The organism is uncultured Microscilla sp. (genome assembly GCF_947493425.1).
In the GTDB taxonomy this organism is placed as follows: domain Bacteria; phylum Bacteroidota; class Bacteroidia; order Cytophagales; family Microscillaceae; genus Microscilla.
This window is the reverse complement of sequence record NZ_CANLRP010000145.1, coordinates 1-21,294: the sequence shown is the minus strand read 5'-3', so window position 1 is coordinate 21,294 and position 21,294 is coordinate 1. Positions and strand designations below refer to the sequence as shown.

The 21,294-nt window shown below is 40.5% G+C and carries 14 protein-coding genes and 1 pseudogene; 7 read left to right on the top strand and 8 right to left on the bottom strand.

Annotated elements, in window-relative coordinates:
- Window positions 1–77: 77 nt before the first annotated feature.
- A complete protein-coding gene (locus Q0954_RS25815) occupies window positions 78–3,038 on the bottom strand; it encodes a hypothetical protein (protein ID WP_299461927.1) in 2,961 nt (986 codons plus the stop codon).
- 209 nt (window positions 3,039–3,247) lie between these two features.
- Here Q0954_RS25815 and Q0954_RS25810 point away from each other — a divergent pair.
- From Q0954_RS25810 to Q0954_RS25795, 4 genes and pseudogenes are all read left to right on the top strand, one after another.
- Window positions 3,248–3,349, top strand: a pseudogene (locus tag Q0954_RS25810) (PD-(D/E)XK nuclease family transposase); the annotation flags it as partial.
- A gap of 11 nt (window positions 3,350–3,360) precedes the next feature.
- On the top strand, window positions 3,361–3,771 hold the full coding sequence (locus Q0954_RS25805; protein ID WP_299461929.1) for a hypothetical protein: 411 nt from the start codon (window positions 3,361–3,363) through the stop codon (window positions 3,769–3,771).
- 188 nt (window positions 3,772–3,959) lie between these two features.
- Window positions 3,960–5,603 (top strand): hypothetical protein, encoded by a 1,644-nt coding sequence (locus tag Q0954_RS25800; RefSeq protein WP_299461925.1) that lies wholly within the window; start codon window positions 3,960–3,962, stop codon window positions 5,601–5,603.
- Window positions 5,604–5,809: 206 nt separating this feature from the next.
- Window positions 5,810–6,199 (top strand): DUF1987 domain-containing protein, encoded by a 390-nt coding sequence (locus Q0954_RS25795; RefSeq protein WP_299461923.1) that lies wholly within the window; start codon window positions 5,810–5,812, stop codon window positions 6,197–6,199.
- Between the two features lie 94 nt (window positions 6,200–6,293).
- Here the strand turns inward: Q0954_RS25795 and Q0954_RS25790 are convergent, their stop codons facing one another.
- Complete coding sequence (locus tag Q0954_RS25790; protein ID WP_299461921.1) at window positions 6,294–7,499, bottom strand: DUF1501 domain-containing protein; 1,206 nt, start codon at window positions 7,497–7,499, stop codon at window positions 6,294–6,296.
- Window positions 7,500–7,874: 375 nt separating this feature from the next.
- A complete protein-coding gene (locus Q0954_RS25785; RefSeq protein WP_299461919.1) occupies window positions 7,875–9,278 on the bottom strand; it encodes a DUF1800 domain-containing protein in 1,404 nt (467 codons plus the stop codon).
- A 703-nt stretch (window positions 9,279–9,981) separates the two neighbouring features.
- Between Q0954_RS25785 and Q0954_RS25780 the strand changes: the two genes are divergently transcribed.
- Complete coding sequence (locus tag Q0954_RS25780; protein ID WP_299461917.1) at window positions 9,982–14,100, top strand: PAS domain S-box protein; 4,119 nt, start codon at window positions 9,982–9,984, stop codon at window positions 14,098–14,100.
- 177 nt (window positions 14,101–14,277) lie between these two features.
- On the opposite strand, the gene Q0954_RS25775 is transcribed toward Q0954_RS25780, so the two are convergent.
- The 5 genes from Q0954_RS25775 to Q0954_RS25755 all read right to left on the bottom strand — a co-directional run bounded on the left by Q0954_RS25775 (window position 14,278) and on the right by Q0954_RS25755 (window position 19,235).
- Window positions 14,278–14,430 (bottom strand): hypothetical protein, encoded by a 153-nt coding sequence (locus tag Q0954_RS25775; protein ID WP_002703140.1) that lies wholly within the window; start codon window positions 14,428–14,430, stop codon window positions 14,278–14,280.
- Between the two features lie 245 nt (window positions 14,431–14,675).
- Window positions 14,676–16,562 carry an ABC-F family ATP-binding cassette domain-containing protein gene (locus Q0954_RS25770; RefSeq protein ID WP_299461914.1) on the bottom strand — a complete coding sequence of 629 codons (1,887 nt, stop codon included), beginning with the start codon at window positions 16,560–16,562 and terminating at the stop codon, window positions 14,676–14,678.
- Between the two features lie 81 nt (window positions 16,563–16,643).
- Complete coding sequence (locus Q0954_RS25765) at window positions 16,644–18,212, bottom strand: N-6 DNA methylase (protein WP_299461912.1); 1,569 nt, start codon at window positions 18,210–18,212, stop codon at window positions 16,644–16,646.
- A 109-nt stretch (window positions 18,213–18,321) separates the two neighbouring features.
- Window positions 18,322–18,597 carry a hypothetical protein gene (locus tag Q0954_RS25760; RefSeq protein ID WP_299461910.1) on the bottom strand — a complete coding sequence of 92 codons (276 nt, stop codon included), beginning with the start codon at window positions 18,595–18,597 and terminating at the stop codon, window positions 18,322–18,324.
- Window positions 18,598–18,782: 185 nt separating this feature from the next.
- Window positions 18,783–19,235: a cold-shock protein gene (locus Q0954_RS25755; protein WP_002699160.1), complete on the bottom strand. Its 453-nt coding sequence runs from the start codon at window positions 19,233–19,235 to the stop codon at window positions 18,783–18,785.
- A 789-nt stretch (window positions 19,236–20,024) separates the two neighbouring features.
- Between Q0954_RS25755 and rpiB the strand changes: the two genes are divergently transcribed.
- Window positions 20,025–20,453: a ribose 5-phosphate isomerase B gene (gene rpiB / locus Q0954_RS25750; RefSeq protein WP_299461905.1), complete on the top strand. Its 429-nt coding sequence runs from the start codon at window positions 20,025–20,027 to the stop codon at window positions 20,451–20,453.
- 141 nt (window positions 20,454–20,594) lie between these two features.
- A complete protein-coding gene (locus tag Q0954_RS25745; protein WP_299461903.1) occupies window positions 20,595–21,224 on the top strand; it encodes a hypothetical protein in 630 nt (209 codons plus the stop codon).
- The last annotated feature ends 70 nt before the right edge of the window (window positions 21,225–21,294 follow it).

Here is a 21,294-nt window from a genome sequence, read left to right as displayed (position 1 = left end):
GAGAGAGTTATCTTTACTTGTAGCTTATAGCTAATTGCACCGATATTCATCGGTATCTAAGGACTTGCGGCTACTTACTATATACCAATACTAAACAGCAAGAAATCAAATTTGTGTGGGTTGGCAATACCAAAAATGTCGGCATCCAACAAGTAACTATAGCGCACCCCCATATCTATTTCAAGCAAACGCAAAGCGCGTACATTAAAGGTAAGTTCTACCCCAGTAGATTGCATAAGGCGAGTATTGGCTACTCCATTAAAAGCATCGATCAGGTCGGAGTTGAGGCGGGTTACATCATAAAATAAATTGGCTTTGATCCGTTTGAAAAACAGCAAGGGACCAATGGCTACGTCAGGGTAAGCAATCGGAAAAGTATAATTGAAACCGTATTTGGTGGCGTTGTCTTCAAACCAACTGCCATAGCCTCTGGAGTAAGGAAAATAGTTGACAAACTTATAGGCGTTGCTGAAGTTTTCTGCTTGAAAAGCCGTAGAAAAATACATACTATGGTTTTTGGCAAATCCTGGTAAATACAAATTGAATATTCCTAAAAAGACATTGCCCGAATTTATATCAGTGTTAAGGGTAGTTCTGTACCTTAAGTCCCAATACAACCAAAACCGAGGGTTGATGTGTTGTAAAGCCCTTTGTTGTTGCATATTGTTGGTAAACCTCAGCTCCAGAGCTTGCATACTTGTTTTTTGCAAAGGCTCAAAGCTTAGGTTTTGGCGGGCAAACTGTCCTGCGGTACTTCCGGTAAGTGTATCAAACTGCAAAATCCGGGTGTCTTCGTTGTCGAAGTTTACACTGATTTGATGAAAAGTAGCCGATAAACGCATACGGTTAAAATTGCTTCCCCCCGAAAAATTAATGGGTAACTCTAATCCTGCCGAATAGCGGTCTTCCTGCCACTTTTGTTCGTTGAGCCCAAAAGTAATGGTAGTATCATTGATAATTGTAGAGTTGGCATTGATCCGGTTACGGTTGAGACGTTGATAACTTCCCTTGATCACCGGGTAAAGCTCAGCATATCTAAGGTTTGCTCCATAAGACACTGTGCGTTCGTTGGTATTGTAAAAGGCTCCTACATTTGCCGAAAGCGTACTGAATTTGTTATCAAACAATAGACGGGCGCCATATTCCGGATGCAATACCGAAAAAATCAAACTATGCGGGTTGATAATACCTGTCCATTTATTGTATTTTTTTACCTTGAATTTTTCTTCTCCCACCTTGTCAAAAATACTTCCGCCTTCTTGCTCGCTGATGGTTTTATAAAAATCAGTGCCTCCTGTAAGCGTTTGGGTGTTTTGTACCACTTTCCAATCGGCAGGTTTCAGCGGCATTTTAGACACATTGTAACCTTTGGGGCTAAACTCGCTCATATACAGCGTTTTGCCATCGGGCGATACGTGGGGGTAAAATGCCCCTTGTTTGACCGAGCTCACCTGATATACTTGCCTGGAGCCTTGCTTGACCACAAAAATATTATTGATTCCAGTATACGCCCCCATAAAAAACACATAATCGCCTTGAGCATAAGGATAAGCAATAAGCACTGAGGTAGGGTTGGTCAAGGCAGTGGTTTGCCCACTGTTAGTATTGATTCGCCGCAATTGATTTTGTTCTTTTTGCTGGCGTACTACAACAATGTGGTCATTGTCTGCCCAACGCGGAAACGAGTAGAAATAATTATGGGGGTTGGCAAGTTTTTTTAGCACCTTGCCCTCAGTATCCAGCACCACCAGGCTATAAGTTAAGTTGGTGCTTATTTCTACCGCAATAATTTTTGATCCATCGGGCGAAAGCGCCGGAGCAAAATAACGACTGCGATGCGTGATTTTTTTCTTGCGTTGGGTTTTTAAATCATACAGCTTAATTACCGAATAATTTTTGAGTCCCCACCGGGCGTGGTAGCCCATTTCTGCCCAGCACATTTTGCCTCCATTGACCGAAAGACTGGTATTTACATCAAAATTAATCCCCGAAAGGGTCAAACGTTTCTCTGTGCCATCGGGCAATAGCTTGTAATAAGTCTTTACCTCGTTGTAGCCATCTTTGAGCACCACCAAGCTACCATCGGCTTGTACATGGGGAAATTGGTAATTGACGACTGTTCGTTTTTTTTTCTGGTTAATTTGTGTTGTAGGCGTATAAGTCAGTTGGGTGTTTTCTGCCTGCCAGACACTGTCTAGCTCGTTTACCATTTGCTTATATAGGTGCTTGGTGGTAAGTCCGGTGCGGCGCTTAAGGCTACGGCTAAATGGGTAAAATAGCCCACGGTATCTTACCGCATCTTGCATGACACCAGCCCAAAGAGTTTCACCGTATTTGCGTCTGCCATAGTTGATCATATGGTATCCCAGATTGTAATGGTCGGGCACAAAATCGTTGAGTGAACCAGCCCCTGCTTTTTCGTAGCCATACTTTATGCCATTGGTCAATAAAGTACGATATTCCATATTAAAGCCTGGTTGCCTGCCGCGTCCATTATTACTTAAGGCGGTTTCGCTTACTACTGCATCGCCCTCAAAATACCATCGAGGCAACACCGCCCCAATTACTCCACCCCACGGCCACGAGCCCAACAAAGTTTTGGCAAGTCTGGTAACCCCTCTTATAGAGTTACTAAACTGCTTGGCGTGACGGTATTCATGAATGGCCAACATGTCGAGCCAGTCAGATGGTCCATTGAACAAAAACTGGGGGGGAGCGAGATAAAACTCTGATCTATAAGGACCAGGAGTAACAAAACCATTGGGTGCTACAGTTTGGTTTTGCAAAAATATGGTAATGGGCTTCATCTTGTTTCCAATGCTTTCATTAGAGTTGCTCCATAGGTAGTGTACTATGTTTGCCACCCGTTGCCCTTGTTTTTCCAGGTTACGTGGAAAAACCACCCTCACTTTATCGGTTTTTATTTGGCTCCATTTCAGCGAAAGCGGGTTTAAGCCCAATTCATTGGCAGGTATTTGTGCCAACACCAAAGGAAGGAATAGCATCTGGCAGAGAATTGTCAAATAAATTTTTTTCATGTTGTTATAGGGCAGCAAGTGCATTTTATAATTTGGTTTGTAACAACAAATAAATTGTTAAATCGCCTAATATCCAAGTTTATTACGTAGGGGTGGAGCTACTTATGCCAAAGTGACCCATTGGTTTGATATCATGTGTTACTCAGAAATAGCTGCATGAAATTCATCGGTTTTGATTAAATTTGTTGATAAAAAATTTACATTGATTTATGGAAAAATTCATCAATCCATTCACTGACTTTGGCTTCAGGAAACTGTTTGGTGAAGAGGTAAACAAAGACCTGTTAATTGATTTTTTGAATGAATTGCTAAACTCATTTTTATGGAAGACCAAAACCTTAAAGAAATCAATGTGTTGGTTCAACGTTTTTTTAGCCTTTTTACCAACACAACAGGCAATAAGCCACAAGTAGATCACATCAGGCACATGTTCATTGAACAAGGCATTATTATCAATGCTACTCATTCGCCAGCCCATATTTATGATCTTGAGGAGTTTATTGTACCTCGCAAAGAGTTGTTAAGTGATGGTACCTTGACTGATTTTTCGGAGTGGGAAACGTCACACAATACGACCATCGTTGGCAACATTGCTCAGCGTTATATTTGTTACCAAAAATCGGGTAAACTAAACGGCGAACCTTTTGAAACGAAAGGGGTGAAAAATATGCAGTTAATTAAAACAAACGAACAGTGGCGAATAGTATCTGTCACTTGGTTTGATGAGGCATAGCAGAGGGTAATAATTAAAAAGCAGGCAGTCATCATCATCAAGTTATTTTTTACCATCCAATGAATAACCTGTAGCTTGCAGCTCATTCTATTTTGATTGTGAATATTTTGCCCTATTTTAGAATTCTAATTGTCTTTGTCTGATAAACTTTTGCAGACTACTCATTAAAAGTAAAGCTCGTTATAAATATGTTGATGACTGAAAACGCTGACCAACAACTACAGGCGATTTCTGTGGATGAAATCAAGGAGGTTTTAAGCAAAATAGCCACCGAACGTTACGACCGTACATATATACCGCCAGAAACTGACATACATAGGAGTAATTATTTTTATGTCAAGTTTGAAGGCAAAGAGGTTATCAGGCAAGCTTACCGGATTACTTTTCCCTACTTTGGCGCCATTCGCAATAGCCTGAGTGCCTTTGAAGGTGGCAAAGAAAAGTTTGGTAAAAAAGCCATCATAGAGTCCGAAAAGTTGTTCGAGACCCTGTCGCAGGTATACAATATTGAACCAAACAAATTTGATGTTGAAAAATATGACAAACACTGGGAGTCGTTTCCACTAGAGCTGGAGTATGGAAAGATCGCAGAAACGCAACCCAAATATTTTTTAAGCGAGCTTACTTACCACCAAACCTGCGAAACCTGTAAAGGAGAAAAATACGAAGATTGCCCCAATGAAGCCTGCAAGGGCAGGCACGAATGGGACTGTGATACTTGCGAAGGAGAGGGCAACACCGAGTGTGCCCGTTGTGATGGTACCGGAGAGATAAGTTGCGACGAATGCAAGGGTAAGGGGCGCAAGGAGGAGTTATTTAATGGCAGACTGCAGTTGGTAGAGTGTGACCAATGTAGTACTTCGGGTAGGCTGACTTGTCCGGTATGTGAGGGTAATAAGGTGTTGGTATGCAAAGCTTGCAACGGAGATGTAAAACAAACTTGTGACCAATGCTATGCTGAGGGCGAAGGCAAGGGGAAAATAGATTGCCCCGAATGCCAGACTATAGGCGAAACTGCTCAGGTGGTGTATGTAACTACCGAAGTGAAAATTCACCAATTGGAGGACTTGGTACTGAAGGGCGAAAAGATGAACGAAGAGTTTGTGACCGACGAGGCAATATTGGATCATTGTGATAAAAACGGCAAACTACAAATGCTCTACCATGACCCCTTTAGTCAGTTTGATGCCAAAGGAGGAGGTGCCGAAAACAAGCACGACGAATACAGTAAAGAGCTTTGCGCTAAAATAGCTAAAAACCTGGGCGTTTTTACGGCAGAAGAAAAGGTGTATTATGAAGTAATTCCTTGTATACAGATAGACTACACCCATATCCTTACCAACACCCGCCACCAGCTAAGCCTGCTCAATGTGTTTAAAAACCCAGAAGTGGTTTTTCACTCTGAGCCCGAAAAAATAAGTGGTTCAGGGGTAGTGTCTAACTCTGCCAAGGTAGCCAAAAAGTTTTTTACTAAAGTTTTTAACACCAAAGGGTACCAGTCGAAAGAAGACAAGAAAAACGAAATAGTACTCATGATCTATCTCATGCGGGCAGATGGGGTGATTTCGGAAGAGGAAAAAAAGTATGTAGCAGACTATATAGGCGACCTGGATGCTTTTACCAATGCAGAAAGGCAACAGTTTTTTGATTTGATGAATATTCGAATTTTACCTGAACTAACCGAAAAAGAGGTGGAGTTTAGCAGCGAAGAAAAAAGCAAAGAGGTGTTGAATAACCTGAAGACATTGGCAAAGACAGACGGCAACTTTGCCTCTAAAGAAGAGATGCTCATTAATAAAATAAAAAAGATGATGGAAGAACAAGCAGAATAGTGCTGGTTTGCCCAAACAATTAATTTTATTAACCAGCCGCTTTTAGAACAATAATTGATAGGGTAATGGTTAGCAATGCACACAAAATAACCTGAAATGGTTTTCTACGTTTTTATGAAAACCTACACGGTTTAGGAATATAAAGATTGAGAGTTCTCAATTGGAGCTGGTATAATACTCAAACTGCAAATCAAATTAACGGATACATGGATAATCTGTTTATAAAAGGAAAAGACGAAAGACCTCAAGTAAACTTCAATGCTGAAACAGGGGTGTTAGAACTGTCACGCAGTTCTTACCCTGAGTACACTAAAGACCTTTACCAACCTGTAATGGATTGGCTGGATAAGTTTCTTGGAGAAGGTGGTAAAAAAGTGGAGTTTAATTTCAAGATGGACTACTTTAACACCAGTACATCGCAACGCTTTCAGAAGATTATCAAAAAACTGGAAGACTATCACCAAAAAAAGGAAGGAGATGTAACTATTAATTGGTATTACGAAAAAACCGACATTGATATGTTTGAGAATGGAGAAGACTACTCAAAAGATGTACAGGTCACGTTTAATTTGATTGCCTACGAAATGGAGGATTAGCCTCCCGTTAAAAGCATTCAAGGAAAAACAAAAAGCGCAACTATCTGATGATGGTTGCGCTTTTTTGTTCACTTTCAAACAAACTACTATAAATTTATACAAATTTTAGCTTTTCAAAATTCTTGCCTAAAATCTTTTGATCGTTCACTTTCAGGTGTTTATCCAACAGAGTAGCATACACACTCCTAAAGTCAATACTGTATTTCAGGTCACCCTTGTCAAGATCTTTCAGGTTGGGCGATTCGTTGTAAACGCCTGCCTTTTGCAGTTTACCACCTATTACAAACAAATTATTGGCGGTGCCGTGGTCAGTGCCATTACTTGCATTTTGTTTCACCCTGCGTCCAAACTCCGAAAAAGTAAGAATGAGCACCTCATCCAGCCGATTGTTTTGCTTGAGATCATCTACAAAAACCTTCATAGCGTCAGCATAGGTTTTTAGCAAACGCTCTTGCCGCCTTTGTTGTTGTACGTGCGTATCAAACCCCGTCATTTCGGCATAATACACTTTGGTGTCAATGCCCGAAGTAACCAGACTGGCAATAGTTTTGAGCCTTTGAGCAAAAGCATTGCGTGGGTAATTGGCTTTACTGTTGTACACCTTGGCCTTTTTGTGAATATATTCAGCCGATGAAACCGTTTCGGCAAGGGTTTTATACAAATAACTCACGTTTGAATCGTGGTGATGCGCGTTTTTTTGTTTGGCGAGCATTTTTAGCCCGTCATTTTGGGTACTCTTGTATAACTTATGAGGATTAGTCAATGCCAAACCTTTGATGCGTGCCCCCTTGGTAGCCAGACTCAGGGTATCGTCTACCTCTATTACTTCGTGCGCCGTACGGCAATCATTGGCACACTCAGCATCGAGGTACCTACCCAGCCAACCTGTAGTAAGGTATTGGTCGGCATTGCTGGCCGTTTGCCATATATCCATAGACCTAAAGTGCGATCGGTCAGGGTTGGGGTAACCCACATTGTTCACCACCGATAGCCAACCTTGGTCATAAATACTCTTGAGCCCCGACAACACCGGGTTAAAGCCCAGTTCATCGTTGAGTTTCAATACCTTGTTTTTGGGCACCGCAAGGCGAGGGCGTAATTCATAATATACATCATTGCGAAAGGGAACCACAGTATTTAGTCCGTCGTTTCCGCCTGAAAGTTGTATAACAATCAGTTTTTTATGATGATTGATCGGGCTATTCATTTGGGCAGCTTCGTAGGCTTTCAGAAAACCCGGAATAAGCATAGTACCTGCTGAAGCCAGTGCCGAACGTTTGATAAATTTTCTTCTGTTCATAATCGAGTCCATAGTCCACAGCCGCCTGTGGTATTTTATAAGGTAAAGCTTAAATATTTTGTCAATTTTGCAAATATAATTTTCAGGAGGAGTATCAATAGTTAGCTTTGAACTACATTTTTTATAAGTTGTTAAAAATCAGCGTGATATAAAAGTGTAGTTACCCATGAACCGAATCTACAGCTTGCTGTGATGAGCTCAACGGAGGGTATACCTAGAACCTTGTCAACGCTTCTAACTACGCTTTTTATAAGTTACTAAAAATCAACGTGATATAAAAGTTTGGTTACTTGTGGAACAAGGTATACCTAGAACCTTGCACCTAGTCCCTAGAACCTTGTCAAGGCTATAGACTGCCAACTATTGACTCCCCTACTAACACATCTGATATTCAGGTAGAGAAGCGATGCCCAGACTCATGGTCTTTGTTAAGTCTTGCTGCCCTTCTACCTGGGCAAATCTTTCGACAAATTGTTGGTTGTTGGCGTGGCTCACCTGCAACAAAAAAACCGACAACGCTTTATAAATATCTTGTTTATTGCGATGCTTCGCAAAATGTTTTAGGTAATGGTGCCAGCGAATGTTGGCATCAAGTCGTTGCATTCGTCGGTTTACAAACCCTTGCTTGTTTACATCGCCTTCAGCCTTGGCGGTTATTTCAATGTCGGCAGCCCTAAAAATAATGTAGGGTAGCTTAAGCCTAAACATAAGCGTAGAACTGTCTATCCAAGCCCTGCCACCTGCCCAGCCTGCTACATTGGGCGGAAACAGCAAAGTTTGCCCTAATACTTTTTGTATAAACAAGGCAGAGTTTCGCTGGATAAAGTCTACTTGAAAGTTTCGCCTGATACCCACCAAAAGCTCTACTGGCGACTTGATTTTACTGCCCAGGTGCTGACTGTCATAAAACCAAGAAGAGGTAAAAATGCTCCGCATCAACGTTTCAATGTTATAGCCAGACTGGTAAAATTTACGCGCAAGTTGGCTAATGATTTGATCGTTTGGTGTATCATTTACAAAGAAACGGTAGATCTTGCCAGTGATATATTTGGCGGTTTGCTCTTGTTGTAATATCATATCAATGATATCTTCACCATTGAAATTTCCTTTTTTGCCAAAAAAGGTTTTACTACCAAAATCGTGGTGTCTTTCTTTGAACTTATACTCAGCCGTTTTTCGGTTTACCCCCCAACCAGTAAAAGCCCTGGCTGCCTCTTTGATATCTTGTTCGGTGTAATTGCCTCGCCCCAGCGTAAAAAGCTCCATGAGTTCACGGGCAAAGTTTTCGTTGGGTTGCTGTTTGCGGTTTTGTTGATTGTTCAAAAAAAACAACATTGCCGGGTCTTTGGCAATGGCAAGCACCAAATCTTTGAAACTACCCAAGGCGTGCTTACGAATGGTATTGAGATGGTTTTGCATAAAATGCACATTGCGGCTTTGACAGGCAAAGTGCCCATGCCAAAAAAAAGTCATCTTTTCGCGAAGCATGCTATCACCGTCTACCATACGCTCTAGCCAGCTTAAGTTGAGTTGCTTAAGTTGTTGACGCGACTTGCGACGCATTGCTCGCCGTTCCTCGCGTGACATCATCTTGCGGCGGGTAAAGGCAATAGGCGCTGAGCCCACCACCTTTAACGGAGTTGTTTTTTTAGATTGGACAAACAGGTCGTTTACTACTTTGTTAAGCGATTGGTGCTGGTACTTTTCTATGTCTTGAACAGTAGCGCCAAACCCTGCCCTCCATAGTAAATGTTGTAGTTTTTTGTTGGGGTTGCTCATACTTGTTAGTTATGTGTAATCAATAGTCCATAGTATTTAGCCGATAGCCCATAGCTGATTCGAGTAAATGTTCACCTTGTTAAATACTGTAAACCAGTATTTTATATTGAGATTGTATACTCACTTTATTTTTAAAAGTGTTTCGGTTTTATGCCTAAACACCCAATTAAATAGTTTTTAAATTCATAAATAACTGATAAACAGCAAACAACTTTGACTAAAATCACTGCGGAGTATTGTGTAATAATAATTTGTTGGCTTATCAGGCAAAAGTGCTAATTTTCAACAAGCTCCAATCTAAGGAATTGTTCAAAAATAAATTTACACTCTGAGGGGTGATTTTTCGCCTTGATACTTCGTTATTTTTATTGCCCGTAGCGCTGCTATGGGCGCAAAAAATAGCCTCGTCTCAAAACAAAACCTCTACCTCAAGAATGGTAATTTAATTTCTCACCGTTCCTAAGGTAAAAACCTAAGACGAGTTCATGGTTTTTGTTGGGATTGGTATTTTAATTGATACGTAATGATTGACAATAAAAAAAATCAAAGGTTTAAAATGCCTTGAGTTTATTTTTTTTATTAGTTTTGATTTGCTAACATGAGGATATTTTGAGTGGGTAAAAACACAACTTATATTTTATAAGGTATTTGCCTCATTTTGTGATTGATCAGTTTTTATTAATTGTTTTCATTTTCTGGTGATATGAGCATTTTTAATTGGCTGCGCAGGTGGCTTCGAAATACAAGCATACAACGTCTGGTAATCGTGTTTTTTATCGTAAACGGAGTGTTGGTATTGGTTAACTATAGCTTAACTGTATACTCTAATAACCAATCTATAGAAGATGAAAAATACTTGCAGGTGTCTAAAGAAAACGAAAACCTCCTACAGAGAATAGAGTATTTGTTGAGTTCTATTTTGGGTGGCGATGTAGAATTTAAAGAATCGCTCAAAGACAATGTGCAAAATTACGAGTCGAACCTAAACGCCCTGAAAAACGGGGGAGTGGCTTTTGTAAGAAAAAACACCAACACCAATAACCAGTTAGAGATCAAAACACCTTATGAGCGCAGCGCTTACAAGATAAAAGAACTGGAAGACAAGTGGCAAAATATTAAAGAACAGATGGTGGTCATCAACCAGAACCCTGTGTTTAAAGATGATAGTGTAAACCTGAACCAACCCATTAAGCAACCAGAAATAAGCTTGTCTGATACCAATAGCGATACTGTAGACTTTAGCTTTGACAGTACCGAAATAAGACAAATTAATGAAATAAATGAACTGAATGCCACCAGAAGAGACAGTATTAATAAAACTACCGGGCAAGTGGTACGCAACCAGCCTGACATAGTACAAAACAATACGCAGCAAAAAAGTATTGTCAAACGATCGCTCAACCCTGATGTAGAAAAAGCTTATAATTTTATTCAGACCAATATTGATGATATAAGTACCAAAAACTTTGAGTTGAGCAACCTTTACCAAAAAAACCTGGTCAATAGCCAGGTCAATTTCCAATCGGTGCTTTTATTCACCATGATTCTAAACCTCTTTACCCTGCTGCTTGGTTCGGCAATCATTATTACCAACGTAGTAAACCCACTGAAAAAAATCTCCTCTACAGCAAAAGAGGTAGCCACTGGCGATGTGGTAGCAAAGGTAGAGTATGATAGTACCAACGAAATAGGCGAAGTAGCAAGTAGTTTGAACCTGGTAGTAAGCAACTTTAAGCAATACACCGAGTTTGCTGACAATGTGGGTAAAGGGAATTTTAACTTCCCTTTTGAAGTAAACAGTGAAAAAGACATCTTAGGTTTTACGTTGCTAAACATGCGCGACAGTTTGAAAAAGGTCGCTGACGAAGACAGTAAACGTAACTGGGCAAACGAGGGCTTTGCCAAATTTGGTAATATTTTGCGGGCTTCAGACAAAGATCCCGAAGAACTTTCTTACGAAATTATATCAAACCTGGTAAAATACGTAGATGCCAATCAAGGAGGTATTTTCTTGCTGGCGCAAAATGGTTCCAAAAACTCAGAATACCTTGAACTAAAAGCAGGGTTTGCTTATAATAAACGAAAGTACCAGGAGAAAAAAATACACCTGGGGCAAGGCTTGCTAGGACAAACAGTACTCGAAAAACAAAGCATTCAACTCTCTAACATTCCTCAAGACTATTTGAGAATTACCTCTGGTTTGGGTGAAACCAACCCCAAAAACCTCTTAATTGTACCTTTAAGTGTAAACGAAGATGTGTTTGGCGCAATGGAGATTGCTTCGCTCAATCCCTTAGACCCACACAAGGTCGATTTTGTAGAAAGACTCTCAGAAAACATTGCTTCTACACTTGCGTCGGTAAAAACCAGCGAAAACACAAAAACACTATTGAGAGATAGCCAGCAAAGTGCCGAGCAACTACGGGCGCAAGAAGAAGAAATGCGCCAAAACATGGAAGAGCTGGAAACTACTCAAGAAGAAATGCGCCGCAACCAGCTGCAACTGGAAGAATATAAAAACAACCTGGAGCAAAAAGTAGGGGAGCGTACCCAACAGCTTAAAGAAAAAGAAAAAGAACTATCAGAAGCCTTTGTCCAGCTGAAAGAAATCATGGAGAGTTCTACAGCAGGCATTGTAGCCATTAACAATAAGTATGAAGTGATTCTTGCCAACACCAAAATCAAGGAGTTTGCCAAGGAGTTTTATGGTGCAGAGCTTAAGCAAGGGCAAAACTGGTTTGACATTTACAATAATGAAGATGATAAGAGAAAAGCGAGGGCTTTTTGGAATCAGGCGTTGAGTGGGCAAGACATTGTAACTGAAGAAATCTACGGAGATGAAAGCCTGAAGCGCTCCTGGTTTGAAACATCGCTTAGCCCCATTGAGTCAGAAACTGCCGACATTATTGGGGCATCTATGTTTATGCGTAACATTACCAGTCGTAAAGAGTCGCAAAAATATACAGAACGCAACGCCAAGATTTTAGACAACTCTACCAATGAAGTGTACTTGTTTGACGCCAAAACCTTTAAATTTACTGAGGTAAACGAACGAGGCAGGAATAACCTGGGGTATTCAGAAGAAGAGTTGATGGAGTTGACTCCTTATGAGATTGAGCCACGTTTTGACCGTGTAGGCTTTGAGCAACACATTGAACCGCTGAAAAACGGTGAAGTAGATAATATGTTGATTGAAACTACTTACCACCGTAAAGATGGCTCTACTTATGATGTAGAATTGAACCTGCAGCTTTTTAGCGATGATGAAACTCCGGTGTATGCGGCAATTGTGCAAGACATTACCGAACGTAAACGAAACGAGCAAGAGCTTCAGGAAGCAGTAGAGCGCTTTAACCTTGCCACAGCTGCTACCAACGAAGGAGTGTGGGAAATGAGTGTGGTAGAGAGCGACCCGATCAACCCTGACAATGAGGCTTGGTGGTCGCCAAGATTCAAGGCTTTGTTAGGTTTCAACGATTTTGAGTTTCCTAATAAACTGGATAGCTGGAGTTCTCGTTTGCACCCCGAAGATCGCGAGCCTACCTTGCGTGCTTTTTATGAACACCTGATAGACAAAACCGGAGAAACTCCTTACCAGGTAGAATACCGGCTGTATACCAAGTGGGGCGACTATTTGTGGTTTTCGGCCACCGCTGGTACCAAACGAAACGAGTTTGGCGCACCAGTAAGGGTAGCGGGAACTTTGAGAAATATTGACCGACGCAAAAAAGCAGAACAAGATCTAAAGCAGCAAACGGCCACCGTAGAAGGTATTTTGAACGCTGCAGTAAACAGTATTATTAGTATTGATGCCAATGGTACTATTATGTCGGTAAACCCTGCTACCGGACGCATATTTGGCTATGCCGACAGTGAATTAATTGGCAGTCCGGCAGCTATTTTGATTAGTGAAGACTTGCGTGAACTTACCGGAAAAACAGTAGAAATTAAGTCGCGACGCAAAGACGGAGAAGAGCTTCCGGTAGATGTGTCCATTTCGCAAACTCAGGTAGAGGACAGTATGATTTATGTAGGGATTTTGAGAGATGCTACGGCGCGTAAGAAAAAAGAGGAAGAGGCGAAGATGGCAGAAGAAAGAATGCGTAAGTTTTTGGACGCCACCAGCGAGGGGATCGTTATTCATGAACAGGGTACTATTAAAGATGTAAACCCGGCTTTGTGCCAAATGTTGGGGTATACGGCAGACGAGATGGTGGGTACCAATCTTATGGATTATATGTCTGAAGAAAGCGCCAAAATTGTAAGCGAAAAAATTAAAACTTATGACGAAGAGCCTTATGAAGTAACTTATAAGAACAAAGATGGTAACACTATCAAAGTAGAAGCACAAGGGCGTAACATAGAGATGAACGGGGTACATTCAAGAATCGTGTCTATCAGAAATATCAGCGAAAGCGCCAAGGCAGCTTATGAAACCTTTTCGCGACAATTGAGCCAGGCAGACGAATTACTGGAAAGTTTGATAAACAATGTATCAGGTATGTTTTTCCGCTGCAATGCTGACTCTGAGTGGTCTATGGCTTTTGTAAGCAAAGGGGCAGAAATACTTACTGGTTACAACCCCGATGAGTTTACCAATCAAAAAGGTTTATACGATAGCTTAACCGATGCAAAACAACGCGACAAGGTATGGAGCACGATTCAGGGGGCGCTATTGCGCAAAGAAAAATACAGCATTGATTATACCATTAAAACTGCTCAAGGAGAAGCAAAAAAGGTAAGAGAGCGTGGGTATGGCATATATAAGAATAATGGGGAGCTACAATACCTCGAAGGGTTCATTACTGAAATACCCAAGTAAACCCTTGTTCTTACAAGCAACGATAAAATCAAGCACTTAGACTTTCCTGAGGGCTTTTTTTTAGCATAAAAAAATATATCTGCTAACCTTAAGGCATAAAAAAAGCAGCCCTAAGGCTGCTTATATCTTTAAAATAAATAGTTTCTTCAATAATGAACTTATCTCAATCAGTTTTTACTAACGCTTGAAAATTTTTTTCTTGCGCGACTTGGACTTTCTACCCGGTTCATAGGTCACTTCAGACTCATCAGAGTACACACCACCTAAAAATTCGGGGCCACTTTTTACAGAATTAAATGATTCTACTTGACTATAAGTTGCTTTTTTCATACTTACTCAATATTAGCTTGGGGTTAAACAAATTTTTAATAATACCCTGTGGTTAGGAACGGTTACTTTGCGTTCAATATGCAAAGCTTTCGATGAATTGTATAGCTTTTTAGTTTAATTTCACTTTTGGGCAGACAAAATGAATGCCATTTTTTGATCATAAAAAGAAGTGTTTGAATTTAAAACTCAAACCCACAACTTTTTGTTTATTTATACGTAGGCAGGCTAATTGGTAACCATAAAAACTAAATAAATTCTGCCAATTCTAGCCAACGCTCTGTCTTAGAGTCAATTAAATCTATGATTTCTCCAAGTTTTTGAGAGGTCTTTTGCAGTTTTTCGTGATCTAGCGTACCTGAGTTTAGTTTTTCGGTCAGTTCGTCTTTTTTCTCTTCCAACTGTTCAATTTCCTGCTCTAGTCCTTCATATTCCCTCTGTTCTTTGTAACTCAACTTACGTTTTTGGTTGTCATCAGCAGTTTTCTTAGTCGACTTTTCTTCTTTCTGTTTTCCTTGTTTGCTTTCTTTCTTTTCTTTTTCTTTCTCTAGTTCCTGCAAGTGTTTAAACTCACGGTACTCGCGGTATTTGCCGTTAAAGTCTCTGATAAAACCTTCGCCCTCGAACACAAACAAGTGGTCAACAAGCTTGTCCATAAAATAACGGTCGTGCGTTACAATGATCAAACACCCCCCAAAATCAGCCAAAAACTCCTCCAGTACGTTGAGTGTGAGCAAATCGAGGTCGTTGGTAGGCTCATCCAAAATCAAAAAGTTGGGGTTTTGTACCAATACCGTAAGCAAGTACAAACGGCGGCGCTCGCCTCCGCTGAGGGTAGACACATAGTTGTATTGTTTATCACGGTCAAACAAAAAGCGCTCAAGCAATTGTGCCGGAGACAACTTTTGCCCTTTATCCAGTTCTATTTCTTCGGCTATTTCTTGTACTACCTCTATTACCCGTTTGTCTTCGGGTAGTTTGATTCCTTCTTGGGTATAATATCCATACACTATGGTTTCGCCTTTGGTTATTTCGCCGCTGTCGGGTTGTATTTTACCCGTGAGTAAGTTCAAAAAAGTAGATTTACCCACCCCATTTTGTCCCACAATACCTATGCGCTCTCTACGCTGAAATACATAACTAAAGTTCTCCACCATTTTTAGGTCACCATAGCTCTTGTGGAGGTTTTCTATTTCAAGAATTTTTTTACCCATGCGGCTCATTTTTACCCCCATGTTGGCCTCTTTTTGGTAAACCCCACTGTTGGCTTTTTTCTTTAGTTCATCAAAGGCATCCAGGCGATACTTGGCTTTGGTGCCCCTTGCCTTGGGTTGGCGACGTACCCAGTCCAGTTCTTTGCGCATCAGGTTTTGGGCTTTTTCTACCTCTGAGGCAGCCTGTTGGGTAAGTTCGGCTTTTTTCTCAAGGTAGTATTCATAATTGCCCTTGAAGCGAAACAAGGTTTGGCGGTCAAGTTCAATGATTTCGGTACATATCCGATCTAAGAAATAACGGTCGTGGGTTACCATCAATAGGGTGAGTTGCGAAGCGGATAAGTAGTTTTCCAACCACTCGATCATGTCAAGGTCTAAATGGTTGGTAGGCTCATCTAAAATTAAAAAATCGGGCTCATCAATCAATACTTTGGCAAGTGCTACTCGTTTTTTTTGTCCCCCCGACAAGGTATCTATGCGTTTTTCCAGGTCGTCTACCCTTAGTTTAGACAATATTTGCTTGATCTTAAGCTCGTAGTCCCAAGCCTTGTGGGTATCCATTTGCGCCAGTCCTTCTTCCATTTTCTGGGCGTTGTTGGGGTCTTGCAAGGCTTCTTCATAAGTTTTAATGGCTTGAATTACGGGGTTGTTAGAGTTGAGCACCGCCTCAATGATGGTTTCGGCACTGCCAAAGTCAGGGTTTTGGTCTAAAAAACCCACGTGCACATCTTTATGAAACACTACCTCGCCACTGTTGCTGCCATCTTTTCCGGTCAATATTTTCAGCAAAGAGGTTTTGCCTGTGCCGTTTTTTGCTACCAACGCCACTTTTTGTCCTTTGTTAATTCCAAAAGAAATATTCTCAAACAATACTCGCTCGCCAAAAGACTTGCTTAAATTCTCAACTGAAAGGTAGTTCATTGTACTTGATGCTATATAGTTTTATGAATCCTCAAAATTATAAAAAAACCTACAGCTCCATACACTTTTGTCATCCTAAATTTATTGGGACATAGCAAATAGCCTATGAAACAAGCTTTCTATGTTAGCAAGCAAGGCAGGTTGTGGTTGTGCAATGTATGCCTGGCATTTAGTCACGATTTGTTGATGGAGTTGTACTTCGGTGGGTTTTTGCCAGTTTATTGCCCGAAAGGGGATACTTGATAGGGGCTTTTCTGAAAACTCTACAATACTACCTTTAACAATACCTTTGTGACGTAACCAGGCAAATACCTGGGGGCTGTTCAGAAAAGCCATTACATAGTAAATACTCTCTTGTACCCCGTCTTTGATAAACAAGGCGGTGACATCTTGAGTGGGAAAAACCCCGGCAGGTACCCAGCTAAACCTAAAGTGATTTTTGTTGGAAATGCGTTCTTTACAAGGTACAAACAAGCGAGCCACTGGCAAACTAAAGAGGCGGTAGCTACGCAAAAATGCCCAACACCAATAAGGAATGTGTCTATTGTATTGATAGCGTTGCTCCAGTTGGTTTTTGTAGGGTTGAAGGTGGGCAAAAAAGTGGGGGAAATCTTTTCTGAGTACTGTTTCTGACTGAATATGGTTGACAAACAAATAAGGGGTAGTTGTTTCGTAACGATATTGTGTCAGTTGTTTTGCTTTGACCACAGGCAACACATGGGCTGCTTCGTTTGTAGTAAGTCCTTGAGAAGAGGGCAGTTGAAAAGCTTTGTCCAGACCGCTCACCATTCCATTGCCTATGTGACATATTTCACCTATAGTAGGGTATGGGTGGGTTTGGGTAGGAGTACAAGCTTGTTCAAATGCTTGAATGACTGCCAGTTCGCAGGGAGGAGCAAGCAACCAGCGTTGGTTTTGTTTAAACTGTGCTACCTCAAATTTTTCTATACCTTGAGGCGATGAGTTGTGGTGGTGAAGCGTGGTCAGTATTTCGGAGGTGAGCCTTTTGCTTTTGTGATACTTTGTTACTTGTATGGTTGATTTCCGCCTGCTTTGGGTTTTGATGTATTTAAATACAATGACCGATACACTGGCATTATCAAAAATAGGGGTTTCGTTGAAATGGTAGATTTGTTCAAAACAACCATTTTGCACCATGTAATTACGCAAACTCAGCGAATGGGTGGTATTGAGCCAGTATTCGGGGCATATAAAAATAAGTTGCCCCTGATCGTTGAGGACTTCTATAGATTTAAGAATGAAAATAAACAGATAATCGCAAAGTCGGTTAAAATAGGTTTGCCACAGTGGGTGAGCCGCCAATTCTTCTTTAAGTGCAGGTTCCAGGTTTTTCCAGCGAATATAAGGAGGGTTGCCTATCACCAGGTCAAATTTTTGGGTAATATTGGCCGTTACAAAGCTTTGGTACTGCACCCCCTCAAACCCATGGGCAAGGCTGGGGTCTATTTCGTAAGCTGTGAGGTTATAAAAGCCTTTTTTTTGTAAGCGTTCCAGAAAAATACCCGCTCCACACGAGGGCTCCAACACTTGTGCGTCAGAGGGAGCGTCAGTCAACGAGATCATAAAGTCAACCACTGCCTCTGGAGTAAAGTATTGACCAAACTTATTTTTTTCGGACTTATTTGTCATTGATTTTGAGGGCTGAATGCCAGGTAAGGTGGCATCACAACTGAAAAAAGAGTGCTGAGGAAAGTATACTTTGGTTTATGGGGTGTGATTTAACGACATTGCCTTGTGTTTATGATTCGGTAGTAGCAAAAGGGGTGAGCAAACCTATCAATAACCCTATAGCCCCTTGCTTATCAAGTGTTTGTCTAAGTTCTTTTAGGGCAATTGAACTCATGCCAAGTTTGTTGGCAAGCGCTGGGCAGCCTTGTCCATTGATAAAAGCCTGTAGTGTGTTTGCCGACACCCCAAGTTTACTACTAATAGATGCCGATACCTTTCCTTTGAGCAATTGCTGGAGTTGGTTGGTAGAAATGCCACATTTGGTGGCTAAATGATTCAGAGCCATAAGTTGAGTAGTTTGTTTTGCCTAAAAGTACTATTTTTTTATAAAAACCCGGTGGTAGTGTTTACCTTAAATCAGGTTTTTTTGGGGTGAATTTATTTTGTGGCCTTTCTTAAGCGCAAAACACTGGCTCCTTTTGACAAGAGTCAGTGTTTTTACAGGTTCATTTCCTCATGAACGAGCGACTGTTATTTGAATACTTTTACTTCGGTAGCTGCAGGGCCTTTTTGTCCCATTACTACTTCATAGGTCACTACGTTGTTTTCTTTAATGTCTTCCAGTACATTGTTGATGTGCACAAAGATTTTCTCCTTGGTTTTTGAGTCCTTAATAAAGCCGTACCCTTTGTCATCGTTAAAATAAGTCACAATTCCTTTTCTTACCGGATCTTCGTCTTCCTCGTTGTGCTTAGGTACTCCAATTTCAATATCTTCGGCATTTATTTCTTCCTTCTTTTGCTCAGGATCGGGTGGTGTGTTGGTAATGTTACCAAACTCATCCACATAAGCAATCATGTCTTCCAATTTTGAAGACTTCTCTTTTTCTTTTTTAGCCAGTCGCTTCTGTGCTTTTTCTTTTCTTTTACGCTCTTTTTTGTTTCTTACTTCTTTTTTACCAAATGTTTCTTGAGATCTACCCATAAATGAATGTTAGAGTTTATAAAAAATTTAAGTTTGGATGCATTGCAAAAATATAATTGCAAAGAAAGAGATCTTATCTGTACAGATACATCTTTTGAAATGCTTCTCAGGCATAGTATATTTCTTAAACATACGATCAATTGAACAACCTGAAAAGTTATCTAAACTATTTGATGGCTCAGGAACATGAGGAATTAACCAGAATGTTTGATGTATGGAGTGATAAGATGTAACCTATGAAAGGTAAATATAACGTTTTTTTTGCCGGAATGAAAATCTTAGTTGCGAAAGGTTTACTTAATTGGATTTTAAACAGATAAAATAGGTGTTTTCACGTGCTTTTTTAAAAAATGGAAGATTTTTTATGATGGATTCGCTTAAGTAGGCAGATGCTATAATTGTTGCACACTACCAATTTATCACCACCAATTTTAAGAGTAGTTTTGCCATCTAGCATACCCTCTTGGCAGGTACTCGTGGTCAAATTTCACTTGGGTTGTTTTACTAAGGAATGTTGCCGAAATAATGTCAGCAAATTTAAGTAAATATTTTTTCGCCTTGTCTAGCGACTAAAATATACAGTTAAAATGGGGAAGTTATTTTGACTGCATTACTAAGCAAACTTTACTACAATCAAACCATCAAATATTTGTGTCTATTGAAATCAAAACGAAGTACTCCAACCAGTCAACAAAAAAACTTTTAAGTCTGGATGAGTCATTATGGACTACAAACTAATTCATGTACTTTTGCGCAAACTGGTTTTAAAACTTTAAACTTTCTGAAAAAATGAAAATAGCCATTGGTGGCGATCACGCCGGATTTACCTATAAAGAAGCAGTAGTGGCACTTTTGAAAGACAAAGGTGTGGCAGTAGAGGATTTTGGGCCTTTTAGCGAAGAGTCGGTAGACTACCCTGATTTTGTGCACCCGGTAGCCAAAAAAGTAGACGCTAAAGAAGCCGACCTGGGTATATTGATTTGTGGTAGTGGCAATGGGGTAGCAATGACTGCCAACAAGTACCAAAGTGTAAGAGCAGCTTTGTGTTGGCAAACCGAGCTTGCAGCCTTGGCTCGACAGCATAACAACGCCAATGTGTTGTGTATTCCTGCACGTTTTGTAGACCTTGCCCTGGCTAAAGGGATGGTAGAAACGTTTTTAAACGAAAGTTTTGAAGGAGGGCGTCATGAGCGTCGGGTAAATAAAATAAGCTGCTAAAACAATTACTACCCTTGCAAATTTATTTGTGAGGGTAGTAAGCAGTTGATGCCCCATTTCTAATTTGCACGAGCCCTGTCAGATTGACTTTTGGGCCACTTATCCAATACAACACATACCAAAGTAGCACTCTAAATACAGATGAAAAACCACCTTGAACTTTATAACAAGTACTATGTAGATCGACAATTCGAGAAAGTAGATCTTTTTGAATTATTAGCCGACAAGTATCAAATAAAAGTTGTTTTATACCCCGGAAGCTTTGTCCATATTACTCCGTCTTTTATTATCCCCAAGGCGTATTATGTAGACGCTGACAAAGCCGCAAAAAAGTTCTTTGCCCATAAAGAAGAGGTGATGGAGTTGATCAGTAAAAACAAGACTTATTCAGAAGATATAGTGTTGGAGTTTTTTGGGCAAGATTACTTCAAACCTATCAATATAAAGGAAGGTTCAGTTGATTTGCTGGTATCTCAATATGCCGGACCTATATCACAAGCTTGTAAAAAGTATTTAAAAAAAGGGGGACATTTGCTGGTGAATAATAGCCATGCAGATGCAGGAATTGCAGCGTTAGACCCAGATTTTCAGCTGGTTGGTGTAGTAAAGTCAAGCAAGGGCAAGCATAGAATTGACGAGCGTGCACTAGATGAGTACTTTTGTCCAAAAAAAGACTTAGACCTCTCTATCGACTACCTGCTAAAGCTGGGCAAAGGTGTAGGATATACCAAAACAGCAGACTCTTATGTTTTTGAGAAGTGTGGAGCTTAGGAATGGTACCAAAATAAATACGCATTCTTAACCTCATCTTTTGAGGCTATACTTTGTTAAAAAATAGCCG